This is a genomic window from Aphanizomenon sp. CS-733/32 (assembly GCF_028330045.1).
Lineage (GTDB): Bacteria > Cyanobacteriota > Cyanobacteriia > Cyanobacteriales > Nostocaceae > Dolichospermum > Dolichospermum gracile.
This window is the reverse complement of sequence record NZ_JAQMSE010000109.1, coordinates 1-17,918: the sequence shown is the minus strand read 5'-3', so window position 1 is coordinate 17,918 and position 17,918 is coordinate 1. Positions and strand designations below refer to the sequence as shown.

General features: G+C 38.8%; 12 protein-coding genes and 2 pseudogenes. 6 read left to right on the top strand and 8 right to left on the bottom strand.

Annotation, left to right across the window (positions count from 1 at the left end):
• The 6 genes and pseudogenes from PN471_RS08270 to fdxB all read right to left on the bottom strand — a co-directional run.
• Positions 1-181: pseudogene (locus PN471_RS08270) on the bottom strand (hypothetical protein); the annotation flags it as partial.
• Positions 182-261: 80 nt separating this feature from the next.
• A complete protein-coding gene (lysS, locus tag PN471_RS08265) occupies positions 262-1,848 on the bottom strand; it encodes a lysine--tRNA ligase (RefSeq protein ID WP_271776428.1) in 1,587 nt (528 codons plus the stop codon).
• Between the two features lie 553 nt (positions 1,849-2,401).
• Complete coding sequence (locus PN471_RS08260) at positions 2,402-2,998, bottom strand: cytochrome c oxidase subunit 3 (RefSeq protein WP_015078454.1); 597 nt, start codon at positions 2,996-2,998, stop codon at positions 2,402-2,404.
• 188 nt (positions 2,999-3,186) lie between these two features.
• Positions 3,187-4,839, bottom strand: a complete 1,653-nt coding sequence (gene ctaD, locus PN471_RS08255) for a cytochrome c oxidase subunit I (protein WP_271776427.1) — start codon at positions 4,837-4,839, stop codon at positions 3,187-3,189.
• A gap of 128 nt (positions 4,840-4,967) precedes the next feature.
• Positions 4,968-5,903 carry a cytochrome c oxidase subunit II gene (locus PN471_RS08250; protein WP_271776426.1) on the bottom strand — a complete coding sequence of 312 codons (936 nt, stop codon included), beginning with the start codon at positions 5,901-5,903 and terminating at the stop codon, positions 4,968-4,970.
• A 533-nt stretch (positions 5,904-6,436) separates the two neighbouring features.
• On the bottom strand, positions 6,437-6,730 hold the full coding sequence (fdxB, locus tag PN471_RS08245; RefSeq protein ID WP_271776425.1) for a ferredoxin III, nif-specific: 294 nt from the start codon (positions 6,728-6,730) through the stop codon (positions 6,437-6,439).
• Between the two features lie 801 nt (positions 6,731-7,531).
• Here fdxB and PN471_RS08240 point away from each other — a divergent pair.
• From PN471_RS08240 to PN471_RS08230, 3 genes are all read left to right on the top strand, one after another.
• A complete protein-coding gene (locus tag PN471_RS08240) occupies positions 7,532-9,118 on the top strand; it encodes a helix-turn-helix domain-containing protein (protein ID WP_271776424.1) in 1,587 nt (528 codons plus the stop codon).
• A gap of 341 nt (positions 9,119-9,459) precedes the next feature.
• Positions 9,460-9,621, top strand: coding sequence for a hypothetical protein (locus PN471_RS08235; protein ID WP_271776423.1), 162 nt, complete (start codon positions 9,460-9,462; stop codon positions 9,619-9,621).
• A 74-nt stretch (positions 9,622-9,695) separates the two neighbouring features.
• Positions 9,696-10,424, top strand: coding sequence for a hypothetical protein (locus PN471_RS08230; RefSeq protein WP_271776422.1), 729 nt, complete (start codon positions 9,696-9,698; stop codon positions 10,422-10,424).
• Between the two features lie 95 nt (positions 10,425-10,519).
• On the opposite strand, the gene PN471_RS08225 is transcribed toward PN471_RS08230, so the two are convergent.
• Positions 10,520-11,833: an ABC transporter substrate-binding protein gene (locus tag PN471_RS08225; protein WP_271776421.1), complete on the bottom strand. Its 1,314-nt coding sequence runs from the start codon at positions 11,831-11,833 to the stop codon at positions 10,520-10,522.
• Positions 11,834-12,011: 178 nt separating this feature from the next.
• Positions 12,012-12,248 carry a hypothetical protein gene (locus PN471_RS08220; protein ID WP_271776420.1) on the bottom strand — a complete coding sequence of 79 codons (237 nt, stop codon included), beginning with the start codon at positions 12,246-12,248 and terminating at the stop codon, positions 12,012-12,014.
• Positions 12,249-12,769: 521 nt separating this feature from the next.
• Here PN471_RS08220 and PN471_RS08215 point away from each other — a divergent pair.
• The 3 genes and pseudogenes from PN471_RS08215 to PN471_RS08205 all read left to right on the top strand — a co-directional run.
• On the top strand, positions 12,770-15,802 hold the full coding sequence (locus tag PN471_RS08215; RefSeq protein ID WP_271776419.1) for a DUF1574 domain-containing protein: 3,033 nt from the start codon (positions 12,770-12,772) through the stop codon (positions 15,800-15,802).
• Positions 15,803-15,891: 89 nt separating this feature from the next.
• The gene (locus PN471_RS08210) at positions 15,892-17,391 is read left to right on the top strand and encodes an MBOAT family O-acyltransferase (RefSeq protein ID WP_271776418.1); all 1,500 of its coding nucleotides are present in this window, start codon (positions 15,892-15,894) and stop codon (positions 17,389-17,391) included.
• A 173-nt stretch (positions 17,392-17,564) separates the two neighbouring features.
• Positions 17,565-17,918 (top strand): annotated as a pseudogene (locus PN471_RS08205) (photosystem II q(b) protein); the annotation flags it as partial.

Sequence of the window (17,918 nt, the reverse complement as noted above, 5' to 3'; positions counted from 1 at the left end):
TACTACACAAACAAAGTCCACCTGCGTGGACTAACGAAAAATCAAGGCTTTTGAACCCACGAAGGTGGGTTTCGTCTGTGTAGCTGCGACTTCTAGTCGCCCTTGCAAGTAATAAATTAGACTTTTCAAACACCCTCTTAATAGTTCCTCGTTCCCAGCTAGAAGCTGAGAATGCAATCAAGAAGGCTCCGACTTCTGATAATCTAGAGAGAGGCAGAGCCTCATAAACCGTATTCCCTGTCAGAGACAGGGAACAAGGAATTAAGAAACTTCTGCTTTTTCCTTACCCGCATTCAAAGCCACAACATCTTGTAACCTCGAAAGCACAAAAGATTTCTCCAAATAAGAAAACAAACCACCAGCCTTTGGACCCTTTTCTTTGTTCAAGAAAGATAGATACAAAGCCTTAAAAGCAATTGGTTGTTGAATCCCTAACTCCTTAGTAGTCGAGAAAATGATAGTTTGCAATGCCTCGGCTTCCCAATTAGGAATATTTTGCAAATTCTCCATCAACTTTTGCAAATAAGCAACCTGTTCAGAGTTCAAATCATTAGCTTTATCAGGAACTTGTTCCAAATACAGAACTAACTTTTCTTCCTCATCTGCATAATCTTGTAACCACAATTGTGCAGCAGCAATTCTTTGATTAATAATTTCCTGATCATACTCAGTTAAAGGCTGTGGACTACGTTGGACAACCTCATCCTGAATATTTAAACGCGGAACTTGCAACAAAGAAATCAACGTACTAAAATCAAAAGGTTGGAAAGTTTTAACTTCATCCCCTAACTGCGCGTAAAATAACGGCATTAATTCCTCCGTTAATTCAGGAGAATTAGAATACTTATTAATTAAAGTATCGTAATCTCTAAATAAACGAGTAGTAGTTTCATAATTTGGTGCAAAATTAATTACAGTTCTTGGCTGAGTTCGCAACATTAAAAAGCGCAGTAATTCCGGTGGAAGTAAAGCCGCAATTTCTTCAGCACTCGAACCCACACCCTTAGAAGAACTCATCTTTGTCCCATTCACCAGAATAAATTCATAGGGAGAATGAAAAGGAGGTTGCTTTTGTAGAACCTTACGGCTAATCGCATTAGCAACATCACGAGAACCACCTTTTTGAGAATGATCCTTCCCAGCCATTTCAATAGTTACACCCAACACATCCCACTTAGCCACCCATTCAACTTTCCAAGGTAATTTACCATTACCATTAAAAGGAGAAACCCAGCCAGAATGTCCACAACCTTTTACATAATTAGTTGCATCAGGTTTGCAGGTGTAAAATACTTCTGAACCGTTATAATCTGTCGTGACAGTTGTGGCAATCTTACCGCACTTTTCACAAACAACTTGAAAAGGATACCAGTTATTTGGACGGTCAGCTTTGCTTACTTCCTTATAAGCTTCTCTCACCAAATGGGCATTTTTTAAGAAAGTGTCAATATAGGAATTAAGTTTTCCAGAACGATATAAATCGCGGAGAAAATAAGTTTCTGGTTTAATTCCTAAATACTCGAAAACTTCAAAAAATTCCCCAATGAAATATTTAGCATAATCACTAGCATCATCACCAGGAGAAGGCACATTACACAGGGGAAAGCCCAAATAAGGAGAAAACTTTTCCTGATCTAAGTATTTTGGAACTGTATCCAGTGCGTCATAGTCATCCACACCATACAAGAACTTGACAGGTTTACCTGCGTGTTTCAATGCCCGGTAAATCACATCATGGATAACCACACCCCGCAAAGACCCAACGTGTACCCGTCCTGATGGAGTCTTAGAATCATTAACTACCTGGTAGCCTACTGCATCAGCAGCGATTTTATCAGCCCAAAACATTTGCTATTTATCTTTTCACAATCTACCCATTTTAACTTTTGTCATAGAGAATAATCTCATTGTTGACTAAGTTCAATAATATTTCTATCTGGATCTTTAATAACTCCACTTTTGACATTGTTCTGGGGTACTAAGTTGTGGTAGAGTCCAACGCAAGCGTTGTTTGGCAAAACGATATCAGTACAATTGCCAAGGTCACGTGAGTTCGGAGTTAGGAGTTCGGAGACGCTACGCGAACGGAGTTATGATTTCTTCAAGGAGATCATAAGGGCTTGAGACTCCTACGTGGGGTGAGTTTTCCACAAATTATCGTTATGTCGAACTCACCTAATGTCAGTAACCCAGCCCTAAAGGGACTGGGCTTGCAAGAGTAATCAAGTAATTCGTACTGACCAGACCACCCTGAGTTTACTCTCATGGTAGCCATTATTTGAGTCACGACACCCATGCGTTCGCGCCAGCGTGCCCTCAGGCATAGCCTCCACAGGGGTTAAAACTGCTCGTGTCGTTTCCCACTTACCGGGTATTCTTATGAATTCCCGATTACCCATTTTTACAAAATGTTGAGAAGATATACCAAAGTGAAGAGAATGATCCAAATAATATCCACAAAGTGCCAGTAAATTTCCGCCATTTCGATGCCTGTATGTTTAGTAGCAGAATAATGACCACGACGGAAAGAACGCCATAATACACCCAAAATTAATAACAATCCAATAAAGACGTGCAAACCGTGAAAGCCTGTCATTAAATAAAAGCAATTAGAGAAAACATTGGTAGTGAATCCATAACCTAGATTCATGTATTCATAAACCTGACCAGCTAGGAATACAGCCCCCATAATTGCGGTGATAAAATACCAAAACCGCATCCAACCCACACTATTTCTTTTAATGGCCATATCACCAAAGTGAATGACAAAACTACTAGAAACGAGGATGATCGTGTTAATGGCTGGGATAAATAATTCTACTTCTGTTCCTGCTGGTGGCCAAACTGCTGTAGTCCCTTTAAAAAACAAATAGGTGGCAAAAAATCCACCAAACATTAATGATTCAGAAGCGAGAAATGTGATTAAACCCCACACTCGTAAATCTGGATGTTCTTCATGTCCATCGCTATGATGTTCAATTGGTGTAATTGCAGTCATATTATTATTCCTACTGAATGATGAATAGATGTAGGTTGGGTTGATGTCAAGAAACCCAACTTTTTGGAGGTTCGTTGGGTTGCGCGATTCCTACGAAGTGCTTCGCTATCGCTTAACCCAACCTACAATTTCTCTCTGCGACTCTGCGTGAGAAAAAAATGTAATTCATTTACCCAAAAATCACTTTATTAACCTTGATCATGTCCATAATCATAGGGTCCATGAGTAACAACGGGTAGAACTTCCCAGTTTTCAATGATGGGTGGGGAAGAGGTTGTCCATTCTAAAGTTAAACTTTCCCAGGGGTTATCACCTGCGAGTTCGCCGTTTTTCCAACTGAAAATGGCGTTTAAGGCGAAAGGAATAACAGAAATACCTAAAAGGATTGCGCCAATGGTACACAACTGGTTTAAGCTGGTAAATTGGGGGTCATACATGGCAACTCGGCGAGGCATTCCTTGTAACCCTAGTTTGTGCATGGGGAGGAATGTGAGGTTTGTACCAATAAAGGTGAGGATAAAATGAACTCTTCCCCAGGTTTCGTTCATCATTCTGCCGGTGATTTTGGGGAACCAGTGATAGATACCTGCGTAAATACCGAAAACTGAACCACCAAATAAAACGTAGTGGAAATGACCGACTACATAATAAGTGTCGTGAACGTGAACGTCAAAGGGGGCTGTTCCCATAGTTACGCCGCTTAAACCGCCCATGACGAACATGGAAAGTAAACCAATAGCGAATAACATGGCGCTGCTGAAACGGATTTTTCCTCCCCAGAGAGTTGCTACCCAACCGAAGATTTTCACACCTGTGGGAACTGCAACTATGAGTGTGGAAATGGTGAAGAACATCCGCATCCAACCGGGTGTGCCACTGGTGAACATATGGTGAACCCAGACGAATAAACCGACGACGCAAATGGCCACTGTGGAAAAGGCGATCGCTTTATAACCAAATATCGGTTTGCGGGCGTGAGTGGGAATAATTTCGGACATAATCCCGAAAATCGGCAGAATCATTAAATAAACCGCCGGATGGGAATAAAACCAAAATAAATGTTGGTAAATAACGACATTGCCACCTGCATCTGGTTTGAAGAAGGATGTGCCGAAGTTAATATCAAATAACAGCAAAACTAAACCAGCTGCTAATACGGGAGTAGAGAAAAGGGCAAGGATAGAAGTTGCTAAAATTGCCCAACAAAATAGGGGAACTTGATCCCATTTCATACTAGGAACTTTCATCATCAAAATGGTGATGACAAAGTTAATTGAACCTAGAATTGAAGAAGTTCCCACTAAAACAATGGCCAAAATCCATAAACTTTGGGCGTTGTTGGCGGTAACTAGGCTTAATGGTGGGTACGCCGTCCAGCCCGATTGCGAACCACCAAAGGCGAAACTTAGTAATAGCAAGAATCCAGCGACTGGATTTAACCAAAAGGCGATCGCATTTAATTTAGGGAAAGCCATATCTCTAGCACCCATCATCAAGGGAACTAGATAGTTACCAAATCCGCCAATTGCACTGGGAACAATCCACAGAAAAATCATGATTGTGCCATGATTTGTCATGAAGGCATTGTACAGATTTGGATCAAGAAAGTCCGAGTCCGGTGTGGCTAATTCAGCGCGAAGGGCGATCGCCATCAACCCACCAATAAGATAAAAAACAAACGCTGTCACTAAGTATTGAATCCCAATTACTTTGTGATCAGTATTAAACGTGAAATAATCTCCAAATTTCCAAGCGGTAGGATGAGAACTATGGGTAATCAACTGGGTTGGTGATCCACTTTCATAGGGTGGAGGATTAACTGGAAAATTTACTTGTGTCATATTGTTGTGAGTTGTCCTTTGTCAGTTATTAGCTAATCATGATTAATCACAGAATTTTAGATTTTCAACTTCATGAGAATGATTCAATATCCACCAAATTAGACAAGAATCAATCTCCAATCCCAAATCTAAAATTGATGGGCTAATGACTCAATAACTACTGGAGTTACATCTAAATTTTGAGTGTAGGGAGCCAGAAATTTCGATGGAGATAAATTATCCAAATTTGTAGCCACCGCATCATTCAGATCTTCACTTTCAGCAATCTGGTTTTCACGCATCCAAGCATCAAAATCTTCCTGTTCATGGACAATTACTTGCGATCGCATTGAACCGTGATAACCACCACATAATTCTGCACAAACTACTGGATAAGTACCGGGTTTTGTAGCTGTAAATCGTAATTGAGTAGGAACACCAGGAATAGCATCTTGTTTCAGCCGAAATTGCGGAACCCAAAAAGAGTGAATCACATCATCTGCGGATAAATTCAATTGCACATCAGCACCAACAGGAACGTGCAATTCTCCCGTGGCAATACCACTGACAGGATAATTAAATAACCACGCAAACTGTATACCTTTAACATCTACAACTAAATCAGCCGGCTTATTTTTAGTTTGCGGATTTTCACCAATCCCAATATTAGCAGTTTGACTAACATTCATCGCCCCTGCTGACATTTGATGAGGATGACTACCCACACCAAAACCACCCATTTGGTTATAAATATCAACACTGTAAATACCTAAAGCAATCACAATTACCGTAGGAATTGCCGTCCAGAAAATTTCTAAACTCAAATTACCTTCTACCGAACTACCATCAGTATTATCTCCTTTACGTCGTCTATAAATAACTAGAAAAAGCAGAATCGTTCCTTCAACAACCAAAAAAAGAGCAACCGCAATTGTCAACATAATATTGAAAAAACCATCCACCAAAGGAGCTTGTTGCGATGCTGCTTCTGGTAATAAATGATGATTTTGACCAACCCAGATACTGATAGGGGCAATGATCATCCCAGCTAACAGTGTCCACAGCGAAACAGGAACTTTTTGCATGAATGCTACCTGCTTTGTAAATAGTAGTAAAACAATAGTCAGTGAAGATAGACTTTGTTTATGTAGTCACAAAAATATCTTCTGAGGAGAAGATGACCTTTTTAATTTTTATAGCAACCGTCAGGCTAGTTAGGACTTCGACTAATAATCAAACTCTGTCTGAAACAGGGTTTTACTTATGACTCCTGACTCCTGACTCCTGCTATACTATTACTGTTCTAACTTGTAACTAATCAAAAATTGGTAAACTTCCATATTTTTTTCATATTGATAACCACAAAATCCCCGACTTCTTGAAGAAATCGAGGATCTGAGAAGTTGATATTTTCATAAATCAAATAGCAGCAGAAAAAATATTAGCAAGTATGTTTTTTTAGATGATAGCAGCTGACAATTTACGTTTCTGTTCACTGCAAACATTTTCACCAAGTACGGTAAAGATTGAGATTCCCCTCCAATTACCTTGCCTATAAACTTAACCAAAATAACCGATGTTTTGCAGAACATCACACCGTTGAAAATCACCAAATATGTTATTTGTCCAATGTTACATGACTATAACAATTCTTGGGACAAATCCGAGAACAAGCTTGACACCCAATACAATTTTCTGGGTGAGTAACAACCATTACTTTCCGTTCTACTTCTTCCTCATCTTCATCTTCAACAAATTCACCTTCTTCGTTTAAAGGCATTAAGCCCAAAACTTTATGACCACAAACTTTCATACATCTGCCACAACCGATACACTTGTCTTTGTCTATTTCTTGGGCAAATTTAGGAGTCCAATCAGTACCTCCAAAGGTCAATCCTGTTAATGTCGCCATCAATAAAACCTCAGCAATTTTAGCTAGATATTAGTTAATCCTTTAATCTTCATACTAGCTTGAGATTTCATTTTTTCAATAACAAAAATTAACTTTTTTATCAAATTTTGATGACTTGCTAAATAATATTATTTATTTTTGCTTATTGGCAAATATTAAATGATATTACTTATTGATAAATTTGGGTTGTGTCCTTGGATAAAAAGCCGATTAATCAAAGGTTGCAGAATTGTGTTTAAAGTTATTTTCTCAATAAATATAAATTTATGAGTCTAAAAACACCTCATTCAATAAGAATAATAATCAATTATCAACCATAATTATCAGCTTTATTAACTGCTTATTTGCGAATATTTTCTAATTAGATCAAAATACTTCACCAACAGTATTAGTAAATACAAACTTAAAGAAATCATTTCCTCTATTTTTGAACCATTTTGTTTTCTATTTCCTATTCCTTCTTCCCTGCTGTCAGATGTTCTTCAAAAACATTTAACATATTTTATATAGACCAAAATAAACATTATGACAGTAAATATCCAGGTAAATATTAAGAAATCCTGCCAAGCTCATACTGAACAATCTTATTGAAATCTTTATGAAAAGTATAGTTAATGAAGAAGCAATGAAGCCTAACTTTGCGAAACGGCTTCAATAACCCCTATGAGTAATTAATGAGACGAGCAAACAATGTTCTCATGATAGAGGTAATTTGGTAGCGAGTTATGAATCACTCATGACACACACATTAAGGGGAGACTTGAGCCAAACATCTCAACGATTAAAGTAGGAACACTTCCTATGCCGCATATAATTCCTAACAACAGTTGCGTGGGATGTGACAACTGCCGACCCCTATGTCCTACCGGTGCAATTAAAATCGAAGATGATGAATATTGGGTTGATCCTACCCTTTGCAATAATTGTGATGGCTATTATTTACAACCACAATGTGTAATTGCCTGTCCCACAAATGCGCCTATCCCTGTACACGCCAAAAAAGGAAGATGTAAAATTGAACCACGAGATGCTACCAGTCCCGATTTATTTTCTAATGGTAAAAACAACCCCTTTGCTTCAGCCATAGTTATCTGGGAAGCTTGCAATTTACTAGCACAACGAACATCTTTGCAATGGGAAAAAGACGAGGAAGGTAACTTACATTACAGTCGCTCAGTTAATCAAGGACGAGGGACAATTTCCTTCCATCTTCAAGACCTATTTCCAATTAACAACCGTGCTAATAATTCCCAAGCAATTGATTATTTAGACATCCGGGCTGCTTGTATTCATCTTATTTTCGCCGCTCAAATTACAGCCTTAGATCAACCTTGGGAAGAAGAATTTACCATTGATGAACGACAAATTGAACAGTATTTGGGCTTAGAAAAACGTAAAGACCTCAGCAAAAGTGCCAAACTCGGTTTAATTAAAAACATCGTCTCTCAAACTTGTTCTCTCATGGTTTCCATTGACTGGCCACAACAAGGTAGAGTTCCCAGTTTTTCCATTAAAGATAGTTATCTATGGAATTTGACAGATACCCAACACCATTTTCAAGAAGATGATCAAGGTTGTAAATATTTAGTGGGACTGACATTTACAATCAAAGCTGGAATTTGGACTAAACATTTCTTCAACAGACAAGGATGCAAAGAACGAACCACATTTTATCAATATGGCAGTCTTCCCAAAACCCTACTTACCACAGTTATGAGTCTGTGGCAACAACACGAAGGTGCTGTGAGACTGATGCTCTGGTTATTATTTAAAACAAAAATGGGTAGAGAACAACGTATCACTATTCCTACCTTGCTGCGCGTTGCTTATGGTGAGGAAAAAGTGACCCAAGCTTCCAGACACAGGGAAGAACGGAAACGCCTACTTAAAGCCTATGAAAATGATTTAGAAGTTCTCAATCATTATGGAATCAAACCATTATTTGATCCTGTTACCTATCCCCCAGAAATTCAGCCTTTGTGGGCAAAATTAGTGGATATACCGGAAGATCCAGAGGAAGCGTTAGAATTTTGGATTAATGATGGTAGTGGTGAAAATCGTCTTACAGACAGCGGACCTCGTGGTAAGTGGAATTTACTTCTGAATGCACGGATTTTATCGTTTGAACTCCCGACCGATTGGGAAAATCGTTCAGAATCAGATAAAAAACAACGTCGTCCCACTAAAGCCAAAAGCAATCATCAACAAACAGGTAATTTGCTAGGAGAAGAGGTGATAGAAGGACGTAAAAAAATGAACCTCTCCCAAAGGGAACTAGCCAAGTTGATGGAAAAAAGCCAAAGCTGGATTCGTGATGTGGAAAAAGGGCGCTTAAAAGCTAAACTAGACGATCAAATGCTCTTGAGACAATTGCTAGATATTTCATAAAGTACAGCAGGAGTCAGGAGGAAAATTCTCTTGGCTTTTGATGTAAATTTTTTACCTCACTTGCTTGTTATCTGGTATATCTTTTAAAGAAAACACTCTTAGTAGCGATCGCCTCATTAAATTACACAAAATCATACAATTTTCTGCGAAAAATTACATAAATATTATCAAAAACGAAAAAACTTTTGGAGTTTTGTCTAGAACCCCTTGACAATCAATACTTGTCGGTTAAGGAAATGTAGGTTGGGTTGGGGAACGAAACCCAACACCCAACATAACTGTTCACACTTCCCTCTATCTTTAAGGAGATATCAAGGGTTTCAATAATTTTAGAGGGGGGAGTGAATAACTACAACCTAACATTATCAAGGATTTTGTTGGGTTTTGCGATCGCTCAACCCAACCTACCATATAATGACTTTTCAGGCTTAACCGAGCAGTATTGGATTTACATCGGATTATTGAGCCGTTACATCCAAATTTTGATTTTTGGTGTTAAATAGTGAGTGTTAACGAAATTTGTGAACTGGAGATGATATCTAAATAGCTGTCAATCTTAATTTATTGAGGAGTGAACATGAGTAATATTATTTTTCGTAAAACTTGTTTAGCCTTACCAAGTCTTGCAGCTTTGGTAGTTTTAGGTAACGGACTTTCCGTAAATGCTCAGACAGTCGAAGCAGAAACAATTGTCATCCCCTCCAACCAAACATCAATATCCACCGTTGCTACAGAAGAAATAGCCAGTCGGACAATCACACCCGTACCAGGAACTGTAGAAACTTCATCAGTTATGCTCAATTCTGGTTCTACACAAGTTACCGAAAAAACAGAACCATCCAATCAAATAGCACAAAGTCCAATTGGTATAGGTAGAGCCACTCGTGGTGGTAGTAGCTATATCGGTGTTGGTCTCAACGTTGGTGCATCTGGTAGCTTTTCAGCTTTGAGTGATGGTAATTTCACTGTTATCGGTAAAATTGGTCTGACCAAAACCTTATCAGTTAGACCATCAGTAATACTAGGAACAGATACAACATTTCTTGCTCCTATTACTTACGACTTTGCTTTTAAATCACCAGATCCATTTACAGAACCTTTACCCATAGCCCCTTACGTTGGCTTAGGTGCAGCCATTAAAACAGGTGATCAATCTAATACTGAAGCTGCTTTGCTAGTCACTGGTGGGATAGACGTACCTCTCAATAGCAGATTAACCGCCACAGCCGCTGTAAATGCTGGATTTTTTAATAAAACTGATGTGGGAATTTTATTAGGAGTCGGTTATAACTTTACTGGTTTTTAGAAGCGAGTAGGGGCGCAGGGCCTGCGCCCTTTCTCAGGAGTCAGGAGTCAGGAGTCCAGAAAGAAGAAAGAATAGGGAAATTTCTCCCCCTGCCCCTACTTAGGACTAACCTTATCAATCACCTTGATTTTGCCATCATCGCCCACAGTCCAGACATCATAAGTACCAATGACATCACCATTAGCGTCAACATCTACATCACCGCTTGCGCCTTGGTAATTAATTTGTTTGCCTGCTTTAAGTAGCTTCAATCCTTCACAAACATCACTAACTGGTGTACCACTACCAGCAGAAACTTCCCGAATTTTACTAGAAATACCAACCCCTGTATTGTCCTTAGCGGCTTGGGCTGCTAATACCAACAATGCCGCAGCATCCCAAGCTTGAGGTGCGTATTCTCCGGGAGAACCGCCCTTTTTCTCTTGCCAAAGTTTATTAAAGTTTTCTAAACCTTTACCACTAGAACCGGGAACTGTACCAATTGCCCCTGATAAAATATACTTGCCATCACTACCTTTACCAACTTGGTCAGGGAAAGTAGGAGACTTTACGCCATCTGTGAGTAAAATTTGTACTCCCTTGGTGACACCTTGCTGATAAGCAGCTTTGAGAAATAAACTCCCTGTTTCCGCATATAATACGCCTAAAACCGCATCTGGTTTCCCAGCAAAGGCCGCAGTTGCTTCTGTATCAAAGGTTTGAGCTTTGGGATCATAGCGCACAGGCTTATCTTTATTAACTACTGTTCCGCCTAGTTTTTCAAAAGTTTCTACAAATGCTTTTTCAAAACCTACGCCATAGTCATTGTTAATAACTACTGTGGAAAGTCTTTTAAAACCTTTTTTCTTAGCAAGTTGGGCTAAAGCTAATGCTTGGTAGGTATCAGGGGGAGCAGTCCGCGCCCAAAAGCCTTGAAAGTCACCTTTTTTAGCTTTGTCGCTAAATACGGGACTGGTGCTACCAGGAGAAATCAGCATGACTTTATTGGGTACAGCTACGGAAACCGCCGCAGTGGAAACGCTACTGGCAAAAGAACCAACCACGCCACCGACTTTATCTAAAGTTGCTAATTTGGTCATTCCCGCAGCGCCGGCTTTAGGGTCTGTTTGGTCGTCTACTTGTACTAAAGTGACTTTTTCACCGTTAACACCTCCACAAGTGTTAACTGTGTCTACTAATAAGGGAACTGAACCAACCATTTGTTGTCCAATGGAAGCTAAGTCACCTGTTGTGGGTAATAAACTACCAATTTTCAATCCTTTGGTATCACTGGTTGTAGTGGTAGGGGTTGGGGAAGTGGTAATACTTCCAGTAGATGATGGGGGATTGGGATTTTCGCAAGCGGCTAATAAGAAACCATTAGCTATGGTAGCTATACTCAAGGCTAGGAAAACAGGAATTTTTGCCATAGAAAATAGAAAGATTAATCACACTGCTGAGATATTCACAAAGCTTAATACAGATACATCCGCATTAAGTCTTTCAATCATAAATAATTTTCGCAGGATTACACCACAGAAAACCGTCTCTAGCTAATCTTCTTGTCATTTTTCTGACCCCGGCTGCGTCTCGCGATCATATGGATTTCTAGTCCTTGCCTAACTTGTGATCATCTGGAAAAGGAAGGACAGGTAAGCGATCGCCTCGCAATGATTCTTCACTGACTTCACCCAGGCTGATTAATGCCTCCCTTGTAGCTTTTTGAGCGATAACTAGGATTAGCATAGACACTGTACCAACTTGTAAAAGACAAGACAGAGAAATTGTGAATGGAATCAAATTTAATCCAGATTCGGAAAATGACTGTTGGGTTACGGATAGCATTGTAATTCTTAGTAATTAGTACACAGGTAAAATAGGCAAAAAAGTCAATTTTCAGTTCAGGAGCGAGAATTTATCAAAGTGCAACAACGTCAGAGCCATGTTAACAACAGAAAGACCTAGGAGGAAACATCACCAAAGGTTAAAAGTATTCTTGTGCCTGATAATACCGCACAATATCACGTGAGTTCGACATAACGATAATTTGTGGAAAACTCACCCCACCTAGGAGTCTCAATCCCTTATGATCTCGTTGAAAAAATCATAACTCCTAACTCCGAACTCAGGTAATATCAGTCATCTTTTATGTTAGGACTTACAGAAGGTACTGACTCCTGACTGGGTGCAGGGCACTCCTACTCCTGACTCGGTGAATTCTTCCATAGCACCATCTTTGTCAATTTTGCAAGCTGCGAAGGTAACAAAATTATTGAAAAAAAATGGCAAAATGTGATAGTTCTATGATTCTAGTTGACAAGTACAGCCAAAATTCCCCTATACAATCTTGCTGTTAAACACTGCCCATGAAAACAGTATTACCTGATGATCGTCAAAATTCCTTAGTGCAATGGGTAAGCCAAGCAACGGGTATAAATACTTTCGGGGTAAAAGTCCGATTGCTAGGTAATGACCTACATATTCTCTGTGAAAACGCTGAATGTCCACAACGCTGGCAAACCTTGTCGGAGTTACTACAAGCACTACAGCAAACTGATGTAGATACCCTCATCAATGATGAACAACCGTCAATATACCAAGTATTAATTTATGGTCGCAAAAAAGGGGAACACCGTCCTGAATGGTGTCATCGGGTGTATTTGAATCAACTGGAACGACATTTAGAACAGGTAGAACAGGCACTATTAGCACAGACAGAAACGCCTATAATCCCCGGTGGCTCGTTGATTATCTCTAATGAAAGTTTGGCACGTCAAGGCGATGGAGATGCCATTGCTCGTTATTTAAGTGAACATCTCAGTCATTTAGGTATAGCAATACAGGTAAAAGTTAAACCCAGTCCGGCGAAAAATAACTCTCCGATTGTTGCTAATCGTCTTTGGGTATTTTGTCAGTCTAGTTATAGCCCTGATCCATCATTATTGGCAGAAACGGTAGCCCAAAAGCTGAGACATTTGCAGCTTGTTGGTTATCAAGATGCCATTATTGTTGCCCAAGTTCGAGGGGAACTTGAGCCAGATTGGCGGGTAAGAGTAGATTTGACACCGCCAGAGGTGATGTTAAAAGCATGGGCGCGGTGGGGAGATGTGCAAGCGATCGCTAGAATATTAACTGAAGAATTATTAGGCTTCAAAATAGCATTGCAAACTTCCCTCAAAGAATCTACCTTACACATCTTCTGTACCCCGGCTTTTGACCCCTTAGAAACCGCAGCCGCACCCGATAAAACAATTGTACTACAAGCCATTGTTCCCCTACTCGAAAGTATTGCTCCTCAAGCCATTATCTCAGCCGCCATATACGGACAAAAAACCACAGACAAACAACCAACTTGGATAGATTGGGTATCTTTACCAGCATCTGAGCATCCATTCCTACTTACATCTGCCCTGGAGCTTGCCCGTACAGGTGATCAACCAGCCATCATTTTTTTACTAGAGCGACTACTAAATCCCAACCTAGATTGGCGATTGAAAACCGGTGGTATCCGGGTACTACTAATTCGCAAAGAAGATTTATTACACATAATGTGTGATGCTCCCGTTTGTCCTACACGCCATCAGGTTTCTAGTAAAGTGACTCAATTTATCCGCCAACTGAAAATTTTTGGTATTACTGGTGTCCGTGTTTATGGTCGTCGTGCTGGTGATAAAGAACCCCTATGGCATCATGGAGTTGATCTAGAAGAACGTTCTCGATCAGTTCCCGAAGCAACACCAGAATTTGCTGCTACATCAGAGTATGTAAGTTCCCTAATGATAGATGAAACTAGTGAAGAAATTTTGCGTCCCGATTTAACCAATGAAAAAGTCAAAATTTTTATCAAGGAAACAGCAAAAAACTGGGTGCTAAATATCAATAAATTAATCAGAAATTTACTTTTAAACAGTCAACTATTTACACAATCTAATCAGGAAATAGACGAAAATCCTGATAATCAAGGAATTGGTAGCGGGATGATTTGGTTAGCATTAGGATTACTTCTCACCTTGCAAAGTGATTTTATGTTAGGCTACGTTGTCGCACATACTGTTAAAAATTTACCGAAAAACACCAATAATATTAGTTCTCCTTTATCCTCAAAAGCACAAGCATCTTCACTATCACCAAATAATCAGAAAACATCATTTTTAAATCAAACAGGAACAACAGAATCACTGAATAATGATTCATCCGCTTTTAATGCTTCTGGATTTATTAATGATGACAATGCTCAATCGGGAAATTTGCCAGCCGGACCATTAAAAGAAAAAGCCACTTCTACAGCTATTTTATTAGCAGCTAGATCACAAATGCCCAGTTTTAATGCTAGGCAATTAGATGAACAATTAGCTCTATATAAACAGCGGTTAGCCACAAAAAAACGTTCCCCAGATGTCTTAATTGTTGGTTCTTCTCGCGCCCTGAGAGGAGTTGATCCTGTAGCCCTTGCTAAAGCTTTAGCCTCCCAAAATCATAGCAATATTGATATATTTAACTTTGGCATTAATGGAGCAACAGCCCAAGTCGTTGATGTCCTCATCCGTCAGATTTTAGAACCCCAAGAACTACCAAAGGTAATTTTATGGGCAGATGGTTCTCGTGCCTTTAATAATGGGAGAGAAGATATTACTTTCAATACCATTGAAACCTCACCAGGATACAAACAAATATTACAGGAATCTCCAACAAAAGTCAAAACTAATCAAGGTAATAAGAACCCAGAAGATCCAACAGAGAAAGTTAGTAATAAACCTAAAACAGAAGATACTAATATCTATCAAACCACTAACGATTGGTTAAATCAGTCTGTAGCTAATTTATCTGCTAGTTATAAAAACCGTGATCAAATTAAAATTCTTCTCCAAAAACAACTTCAATATCTACCTTTTAGCTATCAACATTCCCCAGTTAAATTAAAAATCCATATCACCCATGATTCAGAAATAGACAATAATTCTTCTCTCCCAGGAGTTGATTTTGATGGATTCTTACCTTTATCTATTCGCTATAATCCCACCACCTACTATCAACAACATCCCAAAGTTTCCGGAGATTACGATAATGATTATAAATCTTTCCAATTAGTAGGTAAACAAGATCAGGCATTCCATTCCATGCTAGAGTTTACAAAAAATAATAATATCTCTCTCATCTTTGTGAATATGCCTCTGACTTCAGATTATTTAGATCCTGTACGCACCAAATATGAGCAACAGTTTCAAGAGTATTTATTAACCTTTACTAACTATCCTCAGTTTATCTATCGTGATTTAAGTCAGCTATGGCCAACAGCAAATGATTACTTTTCAGATCCCAGTCATCTCAATCGTTATGGTGCTTATGAAGTATCCAAGAAACTAGCTATAGATCCAATGATTAGCTGGCCAACAAAATGATTAAATAAGGAATGGGGAATGGATGATAAAATATTCTTTATCCTCACTCCTAACTTCATGACAAATTCAAAATTATCAATTAATCAACAATGAAATTTATATCAATTTTTTATGGGCTATTTCTATTGAGTGTTTTAGGCATCTACTGGACTGTTAATCTAGCAAATATCAGATTATGGATACTGTTAATAGCCAGTCTTGTATTTTACGCATCTTTGCATATTCAATATTTACCATTACTTTTAACACTAACTTTTATCAACTTCCGTCTGGGTTTAGAGATTGGTAGTAATACTTCACCAGGAAAGCATTCTCAAAACTCGAATTTATCTAATGAAGAATGGCAATTTGCTCAAGCTGACTGGAATCAGCGCCGTCTTAAAATATTGTGGATTGGCATAGGTTTTAATGTTTTTATTCTTTTAGGTTTTAAATACATCAATCATTTTCTAAATTTAGCTTTTAATCAGTCAACAAGTTCACCAGAATCATTAATTAAGTTGATTGCACCTCTAGGAATTTCTTTCTTTACCTTTGAATGTATTGCTTATTTAATAGATATTTATCGTGGTACTCCTGCTGCTACTAAATTTATCCAGTTTGCCACATATAAATTATTTTTTGCTAAACTAATTTCTGGACCAATTACTCGTTACCATAATTTAGCAATTCAATTTGATACTCTCAGATTTCCCAGCATTGATAGAGTTGCTGAAGGAATGTGGTTAATTGCTAGAGGTGCAGTTAAAAAAGGTATCCTTGCTGATAATTTGGGTATATTTGTAGATTTATGTTTTGGTAACTTACAAAGGGCAGGTAGTACAGATTTGTGGTTAGCTACCTTTGCTTATGGCTTACAGTTATATTTAGATTTCAATGGTTATGTTGATATTGCTCGTGGTAGTGCTTTACTATTTGGGTTGGTTTTACCGGAAAACTTTGATTTTCCTTACTTCAGTACCAGTATTGCTGATTTTTGGCGACGCTGGCACATTACATTAGGTGATTGGCTACGTAATTATCTCTACTTTCCTTTAGGTGGCTCTAGACGCGGATTAATGCGTAATTGCGTAAATCTATTGATAGTTATGTTAGTAGCTGGTATTTGGCACGGTTCAGTTTGGGGCTTTATTGTTTGGGGTGTACTGCATGGTATCGCTTTAGTAGTGCATCGTCTTACAGTTGTACTCAGCGATCGCTTGACAATTCTTAATTCATTTTGGCAAAATCCACTAGGAGTTATTTTTGCTTGGCTTTTAACACAAATCATGGTTTTCACATCTTGGATTTGGTTTCGTCTCCCCAACCCCCAAGATTCGACTTTAGTGATCAAAAACCTTTGGGGTCATGTCGGTGATCAACAATTTGCGGAAAAAGTCTATGTAGAAGCATTAAATATAAGTCAGTACCAACTCTCTTATTTGTTGGTAGTCATAGCTTTACTAATGTTTACAACTTATGTTTTTAAGCGAGGCATGAAACTAGAATTTAGCTGGCCAATTAAAATTGTCTTTGTTCCCCTATGTTTTTATGCAGTTTGGTTACTAGCTCCTGAGGGTAGTTTACCTTATATATACTTTGATTTTTAGAGGTGAATTTTCTGCTGCAATTCCTGTAAATCTCATTACATTAGGAAAACATATAACTGATATAACTAATACTAATTTTAATTATCTTTACAAATTTAAACTTATCCTCTAATGTTGTATTCAGGTAGGCAAAACAACCTACCAACATCATAAGAAAATAAAGCAATCATAAAATGACAACTACCTTACAACAGCGCGAAAGTGCTAATGTGTGGGATCGCTTCTGCGGTTGGATCACCAGCACAGACAACCGTTTATATATCGGTTGGTTCGGTGTATTAATGATCCCCACCCTCCTATCGGCGATCGCTTGCTTCGTAATCGCATTCATCGCTGCTCCCCCCGTTGACATTGACGGTATCCGCGAACCAGTTGCAGGTTCTTTGCTCTACGGAAACAACATCATTTCCGGTGCAGTAGTTCCTTCCTCTAACGCTATCGGTTTACACTTCTACCCCATTTGGGAAGCTGCTTCCTTAGATGAGTGGTTGTACAACGGTGGTCCTTACCAGTTGGTAGTATTCCAC

Excerpts from the sequence above, each read along its gene's own strand:
- PN471_RS08215 (WP_271776419.1), top strand. The coding sequence starts at position 12,770 with ATGAAAACAGTATTACCTGATGATCGTCAAAATTCCTTAGTGCAATGG.
- ctaD (WP_271776427.1), bottom strand. The coding sequence starts at position 4,839 with ATGACACAAGTAAATTTTCCAGTTAATCCTCCACCCTATGAAAGTGGA.
- PN471_RS08230 (WP_271776422.1), top strand. The coding sequence starts at position 9,696 with ATGAGTAATATTATTTTTCGTAAAACTTGTTTAGCCTTACCAAGTCTT.
- PN471_RS08225 (WP_271776421.1), bottom strand. The coding sequence starts at position 11,833 with ATGGCAAAAATTCCTGTTTTCCTAGCCTTGAGTATAGCTACCATAGCT.
- PN471_RS08210 (WP_271776418.1), top strand. The coding sequence starts at position 15,892 with ATGAAATTTATATCAATTTTTTATGGGCTATTTCTATTGAGTGTTTTA.
- lysS (WP_271776428.1), bottom strand. The coding sequence starts at position 1,848 with ATGTTTTGGGCTGATAAAATCGCTGCTGATGCAGTAGGCTACCAGGTA.
- PN471_RS08260 (WP_015078454.1), bottom strand. The coding sequence starts at position 2,998 with ATGACTGCAATTACACCAATTGAACATCATAGCGATGGACATGAAGAA.
- fdxB (WP_271776425.1), bottom strand. The coding sequence starts at position 6,730 with ATGGCGACATTAACAGGATTGACCTTTGGAGGTACTGATTGGACTCCT.
- PN471_RS08220 (WP_271776420.1), bottom strand. The coding sequence starts at position 12,248 with ATGCTATCCGTAACCCAACAGTCATTTTCCGAATCTGGATTAAATTTG.
- PN471_RS08240 (WP_271776424.1), top strand. The coding sequence starts at position 7,532 with ATGCCGCATATAATTCCTAACAACAGTTGCGTGGGATGTGACAACTGC.
- PN471_RS08250 (WP_271776426.1), bottom strand. The coding sequence starts at position 5,903 with ATGCAAAAAGTTCCTGTTTCGCTGTGGACACTGTTAGCTGGGATGATC.